The organism is Clostridium tagluense (assembly GCF_003865095.1).
GTDB classification, from domain to species: domain Bacteria; phylum Bacillota; class Clostridia; order Clostridiales; family Clostridiaceae; genus Clostridium_AD; species Clostridium_AD tagluense.
In genome coordinates, this window is sequence record NZ_BHYK01000025.1 from 45,796 (window position 1) to 61,456 (window position 15,661).

The window sequence follows — 15,661 nt, forward strand, 5'->3', positions numbered from 1 at the left end:
AAAAGAAGGCTTATGGCCTTCCTTTTTAATTGAATTAGAAAATTAATGGAGTAACAATGCTAATCAATTTTGTTTTTTGATTAAGTGGATTTGTCCATGAATGATCAGTGGTTGAGGGATATTGTATTGAATCGCCTGCTTTTAATAAATAATCGTTTCCAGCAAGATTTACAATTAGTGCTCCTTCAAGTAGATAAACAAATTCTTCACCGGGATGACTAGATTTGCTTCCATGCATTTGCTCAGGAGGAATAATGATTATCAAAGATTCAATTTTTCTTCCAGTAAAATCTCCGCTAATTCTAATAAATTCTGAATTTGATCCTTCTATTTTAAATGCTTTTTCTTCCTGCGCCTTAACTAAAAAATTGTGTATTTCAGGAGGCTTGAAGAAATAATTCATTGGAACATTCAACGCTTCTGCAATTTTCTTTAGTGAAGTTATTGCAAGTGAAGAATAGCCGTTTTCTACCTGAGATAGAAAGCTTACTGAAAGGCCAGTCTTTATGCTCAAATCTTTTAACGTTAAGTCCTTTTCTTTTCTTAAATTACGAATTTTTCCTGCTATTTCAGTTAACATTATTTTCCTCCAAATCTAATCAATTGTTACAGTGCATAGTAGTTTATAAGTAAAAAACTTCTCATTTTTTTACTACAGTGATTACATCTATTATTCAACATAGTACCATACTAAAAATAATTATTCAATATACCAAACAGCATAGTTATTACAATATTTAATGAATTGTGATATTTGTAAGAAAAAAATTATTTAATAAATTACTGTAGCATTGAAATTATTATTGTAATACTTAAATAATTCTGTACATTGTTAAATTTTTATGGTAGAGTAGAAGTACAAATAGCACAATATACTGAATATTAATAAAACACTGAAAAGAAAGCAGGGGGAAAAAAATGAAAGAAAAAACTGGTTTAATTAAAAGAAAAATTGGTTTATGGGATTTAGTATTTATGAATGTATCAGCACTCTTTGGAATTAGGTGGATTGCAAAGTCAACGGCATCGAGCTTTGGACTAGGACTAGGAGCTATTCCAACATGGATAGTTTTCACATTTGTATTCTTTGTACCAGGTGCACTTATTTGTGCTGAGCTTGCAGCAACCTATCCAAGAGATGGTGGTCTTTACGAGTGGGTAAAGGAAGCTTATGGTGAAAAACAAGGGTTCTTGGTTTCATGGCTGAATTGGACTGCAAAATTATTTTGGTATACTTCATTTTTGACATTCTTAATTGTAAATATATCTTATACTATTGGAAGACCTGAGCTTGCTAGCAATAAGATGTTTGTAATGATATTGTCTTTAATAATTTTCTGGATACTATCATATATAAGTACAAGAGGGATGGGGTTTGCAAAACTATTTACGAATATTGGAGCTTTAGGTTCAACTGTACCTGCAGTATTGTTAATAGTTATGGGTATTGTTTCTGTATACGTTTTTGGTAATGAGCCAGCATCTGTTTATACAGTGAAAACGCTTACCCCTAAATTAAATATGGACTCATTTGCAGCGATTTCAAGTGTAATGTTTGCACTATCTGGGGCAGAGACAACTGCAAACTTTGTAACAGAGATGGACAACCCTAAAAAAGATTTACCAAAAGCAATATTAATTGCAGCTTCCTTAGTTGCAGGTCTTTATGTTTTAGGTTCAATTGCTATTACACTTATTTTACCAGCTAGCAAGATAACAGCTTCACAGGGGATTTTAGTAGCACTTTCAACAGTTGCTGCAAGTCTTGGAATTGGAACTTGGTTTATAAAAATTGTTGCATTTGGAATATCACTTTCAGTGTTTGGAGCAATAATACTTTATATTGCATCACCAATAAAAATGCTTTTTGGAAGTGTTCATAAGGGTATATTCTCAGCAAAATTTACAAAAGTTAATGAGAATAATATACCAGTAAAAGCAGTTTATCTTCAAGCAATAATAGTATCGGTAATTTTACTTGCGATAAATTTGCTACCTTCAGTTGATACGATATATAATGTACTTGTTACAATGACAGCACTTACAGCGCTGTTCCCTTATATATTACTATTTGCAGCTTATATAAAACTTAGAAAAACAAGACCGAATGAAGTAAGACCATATGAACTTTCAAAAAACAATAATACTTCAATTAGAATTGCACAAATGGTATTAGTTGTAGTCGTACTTGGTATAGTTCTATCAGCAGCACCAGTAATGCCAAGTTTGAAAGAAAATATAATATACGAGGTGCAAATGATTGGTGGAGCATTAGTTGTTATAGTTAGTGGAAATATGATTTGGAAAAATTTTGTACGTAAAACGGGATTCAAAGAAGAAAAAAAATAGTTTATATTTCCCTGCCAAAGGCAGAGAATCAAAATATAATCATAATATTTTAGGAGGGATTTTTAATGATACAGGAAAGACTTAATAAAGTTTTAAAAATTATGGGAGATAAGAAAATACCTCAAATGATAGTTTCTGATTCAAATGCTATTTTCTATCTTACGGGCAAATGGATATTACCTGGTGAGCGAATGCTTGCATTGTATCTTAATACAAATGGAAATAACAAGTTATTTATTAATGAATTATTCCCTATAAGTGAAGATTTAGGCGTAGAAATGGTATGGTATAGCGATACTGATAAACCAGTGGAAATTCTTTTAAAACATATCAATAAAGATTTGCCAATGGGTATAGATAAAAACTGGGCTGCTCATTTCTTATTAAGATTAATGGAGCTAAAAGGTGGTAGCGCATTTGTTAATGGTTCTAGCATTATTGATGAAGTAAGAAGTTCAAAGGATGAAAAAGAAAAAGAATTTTTGAGGGCATCATCAAAACTTAATGATATTGCCGTTGAAAAGATGATAAAACTTGTAACTAAAAAATATACTGAAAAGAAAATGGGGAAACTACTTGGTGACATGTGGGAAGAAATGGGAGCTGAAGGACATTCCTTTGACCCAATCGTAGGTTATGGTGCTAATGCAGCAGATCCTCATCATGTTATGGATAACTCAACTGTTAAAGAAGGCGACTGTGTAGTTATTGATATTGGTTGTATAAAAGACTCATATTGCTCAGATATGACTAGAACAGTTTTTTATAAAAGTGTATCAGAACATAGCAGAGAAGTTTACAACATAGTTAGAGAAGCTAATAAAAGAGGCATTGAAAAAGTTAAACCAGGAGTTAGATTTTGCGACATTGATGCTGCAGCAAGAGACTATATTACAGAAAAAGGTTATGGGAAATACTTTACTCATAGATTAGGACATTCTATAGGAATTGAAGATCATGAGTTTGGAGATGTTTCTTCTGCTAATACAGATAAAGTAGAAGTAGGAATGTGTTTCTCAATAGAACCAGGTATATACATACCAGGGGATGTTGGTGTACGTATAGAAGATTTAGTAATAGTGACCCAGGATGGTTGCGAAGTATTAAACCACTATACAAAGGATTTAATAATAGTAGAATAGCATAAAAATGCATTTTAAATAAAGTGGGAGTTTCATAAGTTAAAAATGAGACTTCCATTTTTTTATTTCAGTAAATTAAAGAGCTTCCATAAAATTAATTTTTATGGAAGCTCTTATACATATTAATATATAAGTTTCGGATACACTAGTTATTGATAATATATTCTACAAATTTAAATTTAACGGTGTTTAAGTATTTATAGGCAGGATTACTACCTCGAAAAATTGAATTTATTAAGTGGAAGCAAAATAAAATGATTGATGAAGAAATTCAGGTACAGAAATAGTAAATAAGTAAAATTAATTTGTTTAGCGTATGTTGCGCGAGATATACTAAGGAGCGATGTAAAATGACAAAAGGTTTTCCAAAAGGATTTCTATGGGGAGGAGCTGTAGCGGCCAATCAGTGTGAAGGTGCGTATAATCAGGATGGCAAAGGCTTGTCAACACAAGATATTGCACCAAAAGGTATAATGGGTGGAGTTACAGAAGAGCCCACAAAAGATAATATGAAATTAATAGGTATTGATTTTTACCATAGATATAAAGAAGATATTAAATTATTTGCTGAAATGGGATTTAAAGTATTTAGAACATCTATTGCATGGTCTAGAATATTTCCAAATGGCGATGATGCAAAGCCAAATGAGAAAGGCTTACAATTTTATGATGATTTATTTGATGAATGTTTAAAATATGGAATGCAGCCACTTGTTACAATTTCACATTATGAGACTCCACTTGCTCTTGCTAAGAACTACGATGGCTGGGTAAACCGCAAGTTAATAGGATTTTTCGAGAATTATGTAAGAACAATTTTTGCTAGATATAAAAATAAGGTAAAATATTGGCTTACATTTAATGAAATTAATTCAGTATTAAATGCACCCTATATGAGTGGTGGTATATTCACAGACAAAGAAAAATTAACAAAACAAGATCTGTACCAGGCAATTCATCATGAATTAGTAGCAAGTGCAATGGCAGTTAAAATTGGTCATGAAATGATACCTGGTGCAAAATTTGGATGTATGATTCTTGGTGTTCCAAATTATCCATTAACTCCCCATCCAAGCGATGTAATGGAAGCAATGAAGCAAGATAGAGAAAATTTATATTTTGCAGATATTCATGCAAGAGGGGCGTATCCTAAATATATGGATAGGTACTTTAAAGATAATAATATTAAAATTCATAGGGAACCGGGGGATAAAGAGATACTTAAAAATACAGTGGACTTTATTTCCTTTAGCTATTATATGAGTTCTTGCGCAACAGCAGATCCAAAGAAGAAAAAAAATTCTAAGGGGAATATTATTTCTGGCGTTGCAAATCCATATTTAGAAGCTTCTCAGTGGGGATGGCAAATAGATCCACAAGGGTTACGTTATATTCTTAATCTTTTTTATGATCGTTATGAAAAACCACTATTCATTGTGGAAAATGGTTTAGGTGCTGTGGATGAATTAATAACAGATGAAAATGGAAATAAGACAGTGATTGACGATTATAGAATTAAGTATTTAAATGATCATTTGGTTCAAGTAGCGGAGGCCATAGAAGACGGTGTAGAGATAATGGGATATACTTCCTGGGGGTGTATTGATCTTGTTAGTGCAACAACTGCAGAACTTAGAAAGCGTTATGGATTTATATATGTTGATCGTAATGATGATGGAACTGGTACTTTAGAAAGATATAAGAAAAAAAGTTTTAATTGGTATAAAGAAGTAATTTCAACAAATGGGGAAAGTTTAATAAAAAAATAAAAACGATAGTGTTTACATTATCTCTACAATATTGGAGGAAAAATTATGTTAAATATAGGTTGTCATTTATCAGTATCAAAAGGCTACAAAGCTATGGGCGAAGAAGCTCTTAAAATAGGAGCAAATACATTCCAGTTTTTTACCCGTAATCCTAGAGGGAGTAAAGCAAAAGAAATTGACCCGAAAGATGTAGAAGCACTTTTACAAATAATAAAAGAAAACAAATTTGCTATAATTTTAGCACATGCTCCATATACATTAAATGCTTGTTCTGCTGATGAGCACACAAGAGAATTTGCAATTAATGTTATGGAAGATGATTTGAAAAGAATGGAATATTTGCCTAATAGTCTTTATAACTTTCATCCAGGTAGTCATGTAAAGCAAGGAGCTCAGGTGGGGATAGGATATATTGTAAATATGCTAAACACTGTGCTAAAACCAGAGCAAACCACTACAGTACTTCTTGAAACAATGTCAGGTAAGGGAACGGAGGTTGGTCGAACTTTCGAAGAACTAAAACAAATTCTTGATGGGGTTACACTTTCGGAGAAGATGGGTGTATGTCTTGATACTTGTCATATTTATGATGCAGGTTATGATATTGTCAATGATTTAGATGGTGTTGTAGATGAATTTGATAGAATTATCGGTCTTGATAAACTATATGCAATTCACTTAAACGATAGCAAAAATCCATTTGAAAGCCATAAGGATCGTCATGAAAAAATAGGTGAAGGTTCTATTGGAAAAGATGTGATTATTAAAGTTATTAATCACCCAAAACTACGTCACTTACCATTCTTTTTAGAAACTCCAAATGAGTTGTCTGGTTATGCGCAGGAAATTAAGATATTGCGACAAGCATATATAGAATAATATGGTAAAAAAATAAATAAACAGCTATGAGGTAAATAGCTGTTTATTTAATGAGAACTAATAGTACTTGGAATCATTTGATTTACCAACATAAAGCTTATATCCCACAAAAACTGAAGAAATGCATATTATAATTGTAGCAAAAGATACATAAAGCAGAATTGTATTTCCCTGAGGCATTATAGAAAAACTTTCAAGAAATTCAACCTTGTCAGAGATGGGTGATATTGGCATATTAAACTTTAGGAAAAATAAAAGTCCATAACTAATAGTAGCGAATCCTGCAAAGCTGGAAAGTCTGAGTTTTTTATTTTTTATAAGAGTAATTGCAACGCCAATAAAAAGGATTATTAGTAATATACATAACATTAACATATTACCTTTTGTTGTGTCTATTACTTGATGAACCGCAGATTCTGGAGGTGAATTACTAAAACTCTTAGGATTTGCAAGATATATAATCCCAAAGGTAATACCTATTAATGCTGTAGCAGATACCAAATATAGTAAATACACTATAAAGATAGATACTATATACAGTAAGAATATATTTAATACTGTATATTTTCTGCTTACAGGAACATTTTGGAATAGTTTGTGATGGTGATCATTGTAAAGCATTCTATTAATCATCCATACACTTCCAATAGGCAAACAAATGGGTAAAATACTATTTGTAGATATTTTATTTCCAGAAAATATAAGTATATCCATAAATACTATTACGAAACAACAAAATAATATCTTGGAAGGCTTTTCAGGTATTATACCAATTGGTGGTATTGAATTTAGCAATAGTTTTTGATAAGCAATAAATTTTTTTAACATACTAAGCACCTCTTTCCTTTATATAGTTTGTAGGATATTAATATTGAAATAGGGATTATTACTACGCATACACAGCATAATATCAATAATATTTCATTATAATGAGGCATTATTGTAATGCTTTCTAAAAAGTTTATTTCACCAAGTTCAGTTATAACAGGCAAGGTGTTCCTAAATAATAGAAGTGCTATTGTAACAAGTGCAACTGCTGATATTGTAAGGGCTTTTCTAAGTAAATTAGGCCTTATAAAAAATATGGGCAATAAAATGCTTACTATTATGGTTGATATACAACCTGTTACGAATATAGCTCTCCAATTATTTACTAACAAACTTATAATAGTGTCAACTAAAGTGAAGGTAGAAGTAAATAGTGTCAAAATTTTAAAGGGCACTAATCCGATTATAGCTCCACCGGTAAAAAACAAACTCATGACAAAGACATATAAATAAATGTTTATAAGCACATATAACTTTGAAACTGGTACAATTTCAAACAATTTATTTTGTGAATTTATAATGTGATAATCCGCATACAAAGTAAAAACTATGGGATAAAATATTACTCCGCATCCATCAAGCATACCAGTGAAAATGCCCAAAAATATTATACTAATAAATAGAATAAAAAAATGTAATTTCGAAGTTTTTTTATCATTAACAAAGCCAAGTGAACCACTTAAAAGTAGTTGGTAATTCCAAAATCTATTTAACATTTTTTCGCCTCCCTGTAAAATTTATTATGCTGTAGTTTCCAGTAAGCTTCATTTTTTTGAACCCATATAAAGCATAATGTCCTCAATGGTAGGTCTGGCAATTTTAATTCCTTCTGCATTTTGAAGCTTTAAATTTTTCTTGCATAATCCCTCATATCCAAAAGTTGTTTCTTTTATTCCTATAAGTTCAGATTTAATTGTATCTGTCATAGCATCTCTATCAATGTGTGCCAAGGCGTACATATCAAGCATTTCATCCTTGCCCTTAGAAAAAACAATTTTACCATCATCAATCATTGTTATATAATCAGCAATTTTTTCAAGGTCACTTGTAATATGGGTTGAGAATAGTATAGACCTTTGCTCATTTTGCATAAGTTCTAAAAGTAAATCCATAACATCAGCTCTTGCAATAGGGTCAAGTCCTGATGTGGGTTCATCAAGTATGATTAAATCAGGATTATGACATAGTGCCATTACAACTCCAAATTTCATCTGCATACCCTTTGAATAGGCGGAAAGCTTTTTATTCTTATCAAGTTCAAAGCGTTTCATAAGTTCCTCAAACCGTTTAGAATCAAAGGTTTTATAAAAAGGTGATATCATATTTTTTATTTTAGTAGGTTTGAGGTTAAGAGGATAGATTAAACTATCAAATACAACTCCTATTTTTGCTTTAACTATTTCTTCATTTCCGTACATACTGATACCGTCGAATAACACATTTCCGCTTGTTTGTGGAATCATATTAAGTATTGATTTGATAAGGGTGGTTTTGCCTGAGCCATTTCTTCCTATAAACCCCATAATAGTTCCTTTTTCTATTGAAAAACTTACATCATTTAAAGAAAAATTGCCGATACTGACCTTCAAGTTTTTGATTTCTAAAGCCTTATTTGTCATTTTCACTACCTCCGTATATTTCATTTAGAACTTCAAACATTTCTATAGATGATATATCTGTTGTGTCTGCAAATTCTTTGATTTCAAGAAGCCGTTCCCTAAGCATATCAATGTGTATTGCCTTAATTTTATTTTTGTCAATATCTGCTACAAAGCATCCTCGTCCTTGTAGATTGATTATGATACCTTCTTTTTCAAGTTCTTCATAAGCCCGTTTTACGGTTATGATGCCAACTTTTAAATCCTTTGCCATAAGCCTTATTGAAGGCAGTTGCTCCTGGGATTTTAACTTTCCCTTGAGTACCATTTCTTTTATCTGAGTTTGTATTTGTTCATATATGGGGGTTTGGGAAAGGGTTGATATAAGAATATTCAAGCACATCACCTCCTTATCTACTGTTACTATACAATAGACACAGTAATTTGTCAATGATTTCTTTGGATTACAATTAATTCTTTTTAATTTGACAATAAGAACATATATTCGTACAATTAATAATTAGAGGTGAATTAAAATGAAGGTAGTTGCAAAACCAATAGAGGTGGTCGCTTGGTTTGATAAATCAGGCAAAATTCACCCAGTTAGATTTAGAATTGAGAATGATGATAATACCTTTGAAACTATAGTTATAGGAAGGGTTTTAAAAATAGATTTAGAAAAACTTACTGGCAATTATATGCAGCTTTTTACTTGTCAAAGTAGTGTTGATGGTATTGAAAAAATATATAAAATAAAGTTTGAACTTAAATCTTCAAGGTGGAGCCTTTGCAAGATTTAATTATTATTAATGATAATATCGTTAATAAATAAGAAAGTTAATGTTATTAAAGTAAAAGGCCAATTTTATATGACGAAAAAAACACTATACAAGAATAAATGTATAGTGTTTTTTTGCAACATAAAAAAGTATATGACTATTTAATTTTTGTAGAATTAAATAGATTTGTTACAATATCGATAATTGGCTTTATTAGCTGTAAAATCGCGCTAAGAATATCCGTTAATATAGGTATTGTAATGCCTATTTGTTGAAGGACATATATTAAAAGGAATATACCAATTGAAATACTTAGTATCCTTCCAATCATTTTAAATACAGCAATACCAAGATAAGCAAGTAATATAGCTAATGCAAACATAATAACGGTATTTAGATTAATATTAGAAAAATCAACGTTCATAAAAACACCTCCATTATTAATGATAATTATAACTTAAACACTATGTTTTAGCAAATGTAAATCTTGTGGAAATCAAGGGGAGTTTATGTGAAAATAAAAAATACACCATGTACAGTTTCTATTGCAATAGGAAATGAGGATATTACATTATATCAATGGGTTACATAGCTGTTAAAAGTATTTTAATTCCAACCAATGATAGTACTGAAGCACCAACACACAGAGCAATTAAGATAGAAGATAATCTGGACATTTCAGGAACATTTCCGTATTCAGATTTCATAATAAACAGTCTCCATTTCTGCCTTTAAAGGCCATACTATAAAATTTAATCTAAGACTTACTTAATGGATTTTTCTGTGAAAATAATATCTTCAATTAATATAATACTAAATAATTGTTGAAATTACGTGTCAATAGTGTAAATAAATTATAACTGTTAAGGTAAACATATTATGATGTCTTTTATGGATAGTCAAAAATTATTTTTTGCAGCAATAAAAGACGTAGAGTACTAATGTGGTATCAGGCTTCTTAAAGATGCCACTTATTTGAAACATCCTTTGTAGTTATGAGAGCATCTATCTGTTTTATTATTAATTTAAAATACAATATTATTTATAATTGTATCACTATACATAATGAATAAAAAGGTATAAAATTGTAATAAAAATCAAATAGTAAAGTATACTTTTAAGTTTAGAAAGGGGGTAAGATCTACCAAATTAAAGAATGAAATAATTTAGGAGGTATTAAAAATGAATACTACAATTATGGCTATTGCCTTAGAAAAAAGAAATAGGTTTGCTCCAAATTTACAAGAAATATTAACAAAACATGGTTGCATTATTAGCATGAGACTCGGACTACATGAAACGTCGAAAGATTTATGTGCAGAAAGAGGGTTAATTTTATTACAACTTTGTGGTGAAGAAACAGAAATAGCTGCTTTAAAAGAAGACCTAAGTAAGATTGAAGATATAAAAGTAAACACAATGTTAATATGAATATATAATTAACAGCTACATTATATATAGACAAAAAGACAAGTCATTATTCATGGGCTTGTCTTCTTGTAATGATTGAGTGTATTACAATTTAATTATGCTATGTGCCATCTGAGTGGCACTTTCAAAATGAAGTGTTTTAATACCAAGTCTATGGGCAGCTTCAATATTAACTAAGGTATCATCAATAAATAAGCATTCTGGTGCATTTAACTTATAAGTATCTAAAAGTTTAGTGTAAATTTCAGCTTCAGGCTTTAAAAGATTTTCTTTATAGGATACTATGCCTCCATCAAAATGTTTGAAAAAATCATATTTAGAACAAATAGTTTCAAAAGCTAATAAATGAAAATTTGAAAGGAGATATAGTTTATAACCCTTTTCTTTTAGTTCATTGAGTATTTTTACTGTGCCTTCAATAGGTATCAATATGTCAATCCAATTATGCATGCACTTCCTAATATGCATCTCATAATTAGGGTTTCTTAAAGATATTATTTTTATCGCCTCCTCTTGAGTTAAGGTTCCTCTATCTAGGTCAAGCCATTCTTCACTTTGAAATATTTCTTTGTATAGAAATTTTTCAATGTTATCATCGTTGAAGGTTCTTTTAAGATAATCTAGTGGTTTAAATTCTAGTAATACATTTCCAATATCAAAGATTACATTTTTAATCATTATTGTCCTCCGTAATAAATTGTGATTATATTTATAATATAACTATTAAATAAATATTAACATAAATAAATCATGAATAAAGCATGAATTCAGTGTTTTTTGGACAAATACTGGAAAGTGTATAAATACAATTAATTTTAATTGCGTTATAATAATGAATAAGGTATTTATTATTAATGAAATAGAAAATGGAGGTAATTTTTATGTCTAAAAAATCAAACAAGAATAATATAAATATATTACTTACACTAGGTGCAATAGCTGGAGCCGCTGCTGTAGCAACTATTAGTGTAAAGGAGTTTAATAAAAAACATAAAAAAGAAAAAAATTTACCTGAGAATAAAGATAATGATCATAGGCAAGTTTACTTCATTGGTGGGGGCTTAGCTTCCCTGGCAGGTGCTGCTTATCTGCTGAGAGATTGTAATTTTAAAGGCAAAAATATTCATATTATTGAAGCGATGAACATTCTAGGCGGCAGTAATGATGGTGCAGGAGATTCCATAAATGGATATGTATGCCGTGGTGGTCGAATGTTAAACGAAGAAACATATGAGAATTTTTGGGAGTTATTTTCAGATATACCATCTCTAGATATGCCAGGTAAGAGTGTTAAAGAAGAAATTCTTAATTTTGATCATTTGCATCCAACCCATGCACAAGCACGATTAATTGATAAAGATGGAGTAATTCTTGATGTGACTAGCATGGGATTTAATAATGCGGATCGGATGGCTCTTGGCAAATTGATGATTACACCAGAAGAAAAACTAGATTATAAGACCATTGAGGAGTGGTTTAATCATACACCACATTTCTTTGAAACTAATTTCTGGTATATGTGGCAAACAACCTTTGCTTTCCAAAAATGGTCCAGTCTTTTTGAGTTTAAGCGTTACATGGAACGTATGATTTTTGAATTTTCACGTATTGAAACTTTAGAGGGTGTTACACGTACGCCTTATAATCAATATGAATCAGTAATTCTTCCATTAAAGGCTTATTTAGATAATTTTGGAGTTGATTTTAGTATAAATGCAACTGTAACTGATTTAGATTTTAAGTCAGGAGAGGAAATTACAGTAACCGCCCTTCACATTGAAGAAGATGAATCCTCTAGAGTTATTACATTAAACCCTAATGATGTTTGCATTATGACAAATGGCTGTATGACTGATTGTGCAACACTTGGTGATATGTACACACCTGCAGCATATAATCCTGAAAAGCCAATCTCAGCTGAGCTTTGGGCAAAAATAGCTGAAAAGAAAAGAGGCCTTGGAAATCCGGAACCTTTCTTTGGACATGCAAATGAAACTAATTGGGAAAGTTTTACGGTGACTTGCACAGGCAATAAATTCTTGAGTTTAATAGAAAAGTTCTCCACTAATATTCCAGGCAGTGGAGCCTTGATGACATTTAAGGATTCAAATTGGTTGATGAGCATAGTTGTTGCAGCTCAACCACACTTTAAAAATCAGCCAATTGATACAACTATGTTTTGGGGATATAGCATATATACTGATAAAATCGGTGATTTTGTAAAGAAAGCCATGCGTGATTGTACAGGTGAGGAAATGTTAATGGAACTTTTATACCATATGCATATGCTAGACAAAAAAGAGGAAATTATGGACACAGTAATTAATGTAATTCCATGTATGATGCCTTATATAGATTCACAGTTTCAGCCACGTAAGATGACTGATCGTCCGAGTGTTGTACCAGAAAACTCCACAAACTTTGCTATGGTTAGCCAGTTTGTTGAAATCCCAGAGGATATGGTATTTACCGAAGAGTATTCTGTTCGAGGAGCAAAAATTGCTATATACAATCTATTTAATGTAAAAGATAAGGAAATTTGTCCTGTAACTCCTTATAAAAAGAAGCCTAGGATAATAAAAGAAGCATTAAAAACTTCATTTAGATAAAAAATTTAATTGTTATAAATATTGTAATCAAATAAAAAACAGTGGATAGCATCCTTATATAGGAAAGCTATTCACTGTTTTTTATATATCTCATCCTGAAGGCAACATCGGTGTTTATTTTATTTGTTCTAAAACATTAACTACTCTCTTTAATTCTTCCCTAATTTTAAGGTGTTGTGGACATTTTAATTCGCAGATACCACAATCTATGCAGGATTCTGGCATTGCACCTTTTTCTGGGTTCTTTTTATAGGCTTCAAAATCCTTCTTAGCTACTGCTGTTAAGCCATAAACATTGTGGTAAGTATACATATTAAATATCTCAGGGATAATTATGTTCTTAGGACAGGGTTGGCAGTAATTGCATCCAGTGCAATATAATTCTGAAAACTGCTTAATCTCTTCCATAGCTATACCAACTTTGTATCTTTCTGAATTATTCATATAAGTCTCAACATTTGCTATAGCAAGATTTTTTTCTAACATATCCATATTCTCCATGCCTGATAGAGCAAGACTTATATCCTCGTTTCCTAAAACAAATCTTAATGCAAGCTCATAGGTGGCTATAGATTCTTTACCAGTAAGCTTTTTATAAAGTTCTGTAGGTGAGGCAAGTCTACCACCTGCTACAGGGCCCATAGCTGCTACTCCTAGCCCTTTTTTTCTGGCATAGGCAATAGACTTTTCATTTTTCCTGTCAAGAAGATTATATTGGCACAAAACAGATTCAAAGATTCCGTCACCAGCATCTATAATATCAATCATATGTTCAGAATCATCATGGAAAGAAAAGCTCAAATGTCTTATTAATCCTTCTTCTTTTGCTTTTCGTGCTTCATTAAAAAGGTCATTGGTTTTAATATTCTCAAGAGAACCTTTGTTTATCCCCCAAAAATGGTAGAAATCTATATAAGGTGTGTCCATGTTTTTTAAACTGTTCTCAAGAATTCTCCTCATATCAGAAGGCTTTTTAACATCATCTAAAGGTAATTTTGTAGTTAGCTTAACTCTATCTCGGACACTTTTTAAAGCTTTCCCAACTGCATGCTCACTATTTTTGTGACAGTAATAGGGTGCTGAGTCAAAGTAATTTATACCACTTATATAACCACTAAAAAGCATAGGTAAAGCTTTTTCCTCATCAATATACCATTTTCCATTTATTTCGATCTCAGGTAACCTCATACAACCAAAGCCTAAAGTTGAAACCATTTCTCCTGTATTACCATAATTTCGATACTTCATTATTTTCATCCTCCTTTATAGCCAGTAATTTATAGAAGTATTATTTGTTGAAATTAGAGCTGTGTTTTTTACTATATAGGTATAATTATACTGTTTATCTAAAAGAAAAGCTATTTTATTATAACCTAAAAAAATGTTTTTATGGTTTATAATGCTAAAAGCAAAGTGGATGAAATTTAATTTTATTTGTAATATTATATAAAATGTACTAGTATTGTTGAAAATAAATTAAAGTTATATGTGGTTTTTAAGAAAATAAAAAATATAGTTTGTGTAGAAATATATCAAAAGCAAATTTTATTTCACTTAGGAGTAGACACTGATATTGTACTTGAGGAAGAGGGGATTATGAGTGATATAGGGCATCCTGGCACCAGAGATTTATAAATAAGTATTAAATTTTAAAAGGGAAAAAGTCTTAATTGATAGGGCTTATGATATAAATTAATAATGAAATAGATACTAATATGAGAGTAGCTATTGCATTATATAATAAACTGTGATATTATTAAGCCATAACTTAAATGAATAGTAAATAAAGCAACACAGATATATTTCAATTAATTAGTACTCTTTAAATATAGTATTTTTATATCGAAATTTTATAGGTGTGGTATTACAAAGTGTTTAAGAATAAAATTTCGGAGGTACACATATATGAATGGTACAGTTAAATGGTTTAATTCAGAAAAAGGATTTGGTTTTATTACAGGAGAAGACGGAGTAGATGTTTTTGCACATTTCTCTCAAATAAATTCAGATGGTTATAAATCACTTGAAGAAGGACAAAAAGTTTCTTACAGCATCGTTGAAGGACCAAAAGGACCACAAGCAGAAAATATTACTATTGTAAAATAATAATATTTAAACACCAAGTAGCTTAGCTGCTTGGTTTTTTTTTATGTGCGCCCGGCATGGACGCAATCTAATGGGTGAAAGTCCCTAGCACGGGTTAATAGTGCCAAGTGCATAGCTTAAGACAAGGGTGTCCATGGTGACGTGGAATCTGAAGGAAGTCGGCGGCAAAAC

Annotated in this window: 17 protein-coding genes; 8 read left to right on the top strand and 9 right to left on the bottom strand. The window is 30.9% G+C overall.

From position 1 onward, the window contains the following. Positions 1-34: 34 nt before the first annotated feature. Positions 35-580, bottom strand: a complete 546-nt coding sequence (locus Ctaglu_RS18395) for a helix-turn-helix domain-containing protein (RefSeq protein ID WP_125004403.1) — start codon at positions 578-580, stop codon at positions 35-37. 359 nt (positions 581-939) lie between these two features. Here Ctaglu_RS18395 and Ctaglu_RS18400 point away from each other — a divergent pair, with 359 nt between their 5' ends. The 4 genes from Ctaglu_RS18400 to Ctaglu_RS18415 all read left to right on the top strand — a co-directional run bounded on the left by Ctaglu_RS18400 (position 940) and on the right by Ctaglu_RS18415 (position 6,139). Continuing rightward, positions 940-2,349 carry an APC family permease gene (locus tag Ctaglu_RS18400; RefSeq protein WP_125004439.1) on the top strand — a complete coding sequence of 470 codons (1,410 nt, stop codon included), beginning with the start codon at positions 940-942 and terminating at the stop codon, positions 2,347-2,349. A 65-nt stretch (positions 2,350-2,414) separates the two neighbouring features. Then, the gene (locus Ctaglu_RS18405) at positions 2,415-3,491 is read left to right on the top strand and encodes a M24 family metallopeptidase (RefSeq protein ID WP_125004405.1); all 1,077 of its coding nucleotides are present in this window, start codon (positions 2,415-2,417) and stop codon (positions 3,489-3,491) included. Positions 3,492-3,841: 350 nt separating this feature from the next. After that, positions 3,842-5,260, top strand: coding sequence for a glycoside hydrolase family 1 protein (locus Ctaglu_RS18410; protein ID WP_125004407.1), 1,419 nt, complete (start codon positions 3,842-3,844; stop codon positions 5,258-5,260). A 45-nt stretch (positions 5,261-5,305) separates the two neighbouring features. Further along, positions 5,306-6,139, top strand: a complete 834-nt coding sequence (locus Ctaglu_RS18415) for a deoxyribonuclease IV (RefSeq protein ID WP_125004409.1) — start codon at positions 5,306-5,308, stop codon at positions 6,137-6,139. 57 nt (positions 6,140-6,196) lie between these two features. Here Ctaglu_RS18415 and Ctaglu_RS18420 read toward each other — a convergent pair whose 3' ends face one another. From Ctaglu_RS18420 to Ctaglu_RS18435, 4 genes are read right to left on the bottom strand one after another with little or no spacing between them, the layout of a single operon-like run. After that, a complete protein-coding gene (locus tag Ctaglu_RS18420) occupies positions 6,197-6,967 on the bottom strand; it encodes a hypothetical protein (RefSeq protein WP_125004411.1) in 771 nt (256 codons plus the stop codon). Further along, complete coding sequence (locus Ctaglu_RS18425) at positions 6,961-7,683, bottom strand: hypothetical protein (protein ID WP_125004413.1); 723 nt, start codon at positions 7,681-7,683, stop codon at positions 6,961-6,963. Before Ctaglu_RS18425 ends, Ctaglu_RS18420 begins: the two co-directional genes overlap by 7 nt. 48 nt (positions 7,684-7,731) lie before the next feature. Next, positions 7,732-8,586, bottom strand: a complete 855-nt coding sequence (locus tag Ctaglu_RS18430; protein ID WP_185732799.1) for an ABC transporter ATP-binding protein — start codon at positions 8,584-8,586, stop codon at positions 7,732-7,734. Further along, positions 8,576-8,962 (bottom strand): GntR family transcriptional regulator, encoded by a 387-nt coding sequence (locus Ctaglu_RS18435; protein ID WP_207669499.1) that lies wholly within the window; start codon positions 8,960-8,962, stop codon positions 8,576-8,578. Before Ctaglu_RS18435 ends, Ctaglu_RS18430 begins: the two co-directional genes overlap by 11 nt. A gap of 139 nt (positions 8,963-9,101) precedes the next feature. Here Ctaglu_RS18435 and Ctaglu_RS18440 point away from each other — a divergent pair, with 139 nt between their 5' ends. Next, positions 9,102-9,365: a hypothetical protein gene (locus tag Ctaglu_RS18440; protein ID WP_125004420.1), complete on the top strand. Its 264-nt coding sequence runs from the start codon at positions 9,102-9,104 to the stop codon at positions 9,363-9,365. A gap of 136 nt (positions 9,366-9,501) precedes the next feature. Here Ctaglu_RS18440 and Ctaglu_RS18445 read toward each other — a convergent pair whose 3' ends face one another. Together Ctaglu_RS18445 and Ctaglu_RS26280 are read right to left on the bottom strand one after the other, a co-directional pair. Continuing rightward, a complete protein-coding gene (locus Ctaglu_RS18445) occupies positions 9,502-9,768 on the bottom strand; it encodes a hypothetical protein (RefSeq protein WP_125004422.1) in 267 nt (88 codons plus the stop codon). A gap of 160 nt (positions 9,769-9,928) precedes the next feature. After that, complete coding sequence (locus Ctaglu_RS26280) at positions 9,929-10,051, bottom strand: hypothetical protein (RefSeq protein ID WP_258881004.1); 123 nt, start codon at positions 10,049-10,051, stop codon at positions 9,929-9,931. A gap of 475 nt (positions 10,052-10,526) precedes the next feature. Between Ctaglu_RS26280 and Ctaglu_RS18450 the strand changes: the two genes are divergently transcribed. Continuing rightward, the gene (locus Ctaglu_RS18450) at positions 10,527-10,775 is read left to right on the top strand and encodes a CPF_0552 family protein (protein WP_125004424.1); all 249 of its coding nucleotides are present in this window, start codon (positions 10,527-10,529) and stop codon (positions 10,773-10,775) included. 84 nt (positions 10,776-10,859) lie between these two features. Here the strand turns inward: Ctaglu_RS18450 and Ctaglu_RS18455 are convergent, their stop codons facing one another. Continuing rightward, on the bottom strand, positions 10,860-11,453 hold the full coding sequence (locus Ctaglu_RS18455) for an HAD family hydrolase (protein WP_125004426.1): 594 nt from the start codon (positions 11,451-11,453) through the stop codon (positions 10,860-10,862). 203 nt (positions 11,454-11,656) lie between these two features. On the opposite strand from Ctaglu_RS18455, the gene Ctaglu_RS18460 reads away from it, so the two are divergent. Continuing rightward, positions 11,657-13,384, top strand: a complete 1,728-nt coding sequence (locus tag Ctaglu_RS18460; RefSeq protein ID WP_125004428.1) for an oleate hydratase — start codon at positions 11,657-11,659, stop codon at positions 13,382-13,384. Between the two features lie 114 nt (positions 13,385-13,498). On the opposite strand, the gene Ctaglu_RS18465 is transcribed toward Ctaglu_RS18460, so the two are convergent. Next, positions 13,499-14,632 carry an aldo/keto reductase gene (locus Ctaglu_RS18465; RefSeq protein WP_125004430.1) on the bottom strand — a complete coding sequence of 378 codons (1,134 nt, stop codon included), beginning with the start codon at positions 14,630-14,632 and terminating at the stop codon, positions 13,499-13,501. A 657-nt stretch (positions 14,633-15,289) separates the two neighbouring features. Between Ctaglu_RS18465 and Ctaglu_RS18470 the strand changes: the two genes are divergently transcribed. After that, positions 15,290-15,490, top strand: coding sequence for a cold-shock protein (locus Ctaglu_RS18470; RefSeq protein WP_125004432.1), 201 nt, complete (start codon positions 15,290-15,292; stop codon positions 15,488-15,490). Positions 15,491-15,661 lie beyond the last annotated feature (171 nt).

What these genes read in the sequence shown, in the direction of transcription:
- Ctaglu_RS18425 (WP_125004413.1), bottom strand. Translation starts at nt 7,683, where the DNA reads ATGTTAAATAGATTTTGGAATTACCAACTACTTTTAAGTGGTTCACTT.
- Ctaglu_RS18455 (WP_125004426.1), bottom strand. Translation starts at nt 11,453, where the DNA reads ATGATTAAAAATGTAATCTTTGATATTGGAAATGTATTACTAGAATTT.
- Ctaglu_RS18465 (WP_125004430.1), bottom strand. Translation starts at nt 14,632, where the DNA reads ATGAAGTATCGAAATTATGGTAATACAGGAGAAATGGTTTCAACTTTA.
- Ctaglu_RS18440 (WP_125004420.1), top strand. Translation starts at nt 9,102, where the DNA reads ATGAAGGTAGTTGCAAAACCAATAGAGGTGGTCGCTTGGTTTGATAAA.
- Ctaglu_RS18460 (WP_125004428.1), top strand. Translation starts at nt 11,657, where the DNA reads ATGTCTAAAAAATCAAACAAGAATAATATAAATATATTACTTACACTA.
- Ctaglu_RS18430 (WP_185732799.1), bottom strand. Translation starts at nt 8,586, where the DNA reads ATGACAAATAAGGCTTTAGAAATCAAAAACTTGAAGGTCAGTATCGGC.
- Ctaglu_RS18405 (WP_125004405.1), top strand. Translation starts at nt 2,415, where the DNA reads ATGATACAGGAAAGACTTAATAAAGTTTTAAAAATTATGGGAGATAAG.
- Ctaglu_RS26280 (WP_258881004.1), bottom strand. Translation starts at nt 10,051, where the DNA reads ATGAAATCTGAATACGGAAATGTTCCTGAAATGTCCAGATTATCTTCT.
- Ctaglu_RS18415 (WP_125004409.1), top strand. Translation starts at nt 5,306, where the DNA reads ATGTTAAATATAGGTTGTCATTTATCAGTATCAAAAGGCTACAAAGCT.
- Ctaglu_RS18410 (WP_125004407.1), top strand. Translation starts at nt 3,842, where the DNA reads ATGACAAAAGGTTTTCCAAAAGGATTTCTATGGGGAGGAGCTGTAGCG.
- Ctaglu_RS18445 (WP_125004422.1), bottom strand. Translation starts at nt 9,768, where the DNA reads ATGAACGTTGATTTTTCTAATATTAATCTAAATACCGTTATTATGTTT.
- Ctaglu_RS18470 (WP_125004432.1), top strand. Translation starts at nt 15,290, where the DNA reads ATGAATGGTACAGTTAAATGGTTTAATTCAGAAAAAGGATTTGGTTTT.
- Ctaglu_RS18395 (WP_125004403.1), bottom strand. Translation starts at nt 580, where the DNA reads ATGTTAACTGAAATAGCAGGAAAAATTCGTAATTTAAGAAAAGAAAAG.
- Ctaglu_RS18420 (WP_125004411.1), bottom strand. Translation starts at nt 6,967, where the DNA reads ATGTTAAAAAAATTTATTGCTTATCAAAAACTATTGCTAAATTCAATA.
- Ctaglu_RS18450 (WP_125004424.1), top strand. Translation starts at nt 10,527, where the DNA reads ATGAATACTACAATTATGGCTATTGCCTTAGAAAAAAGAAATAGGTTT.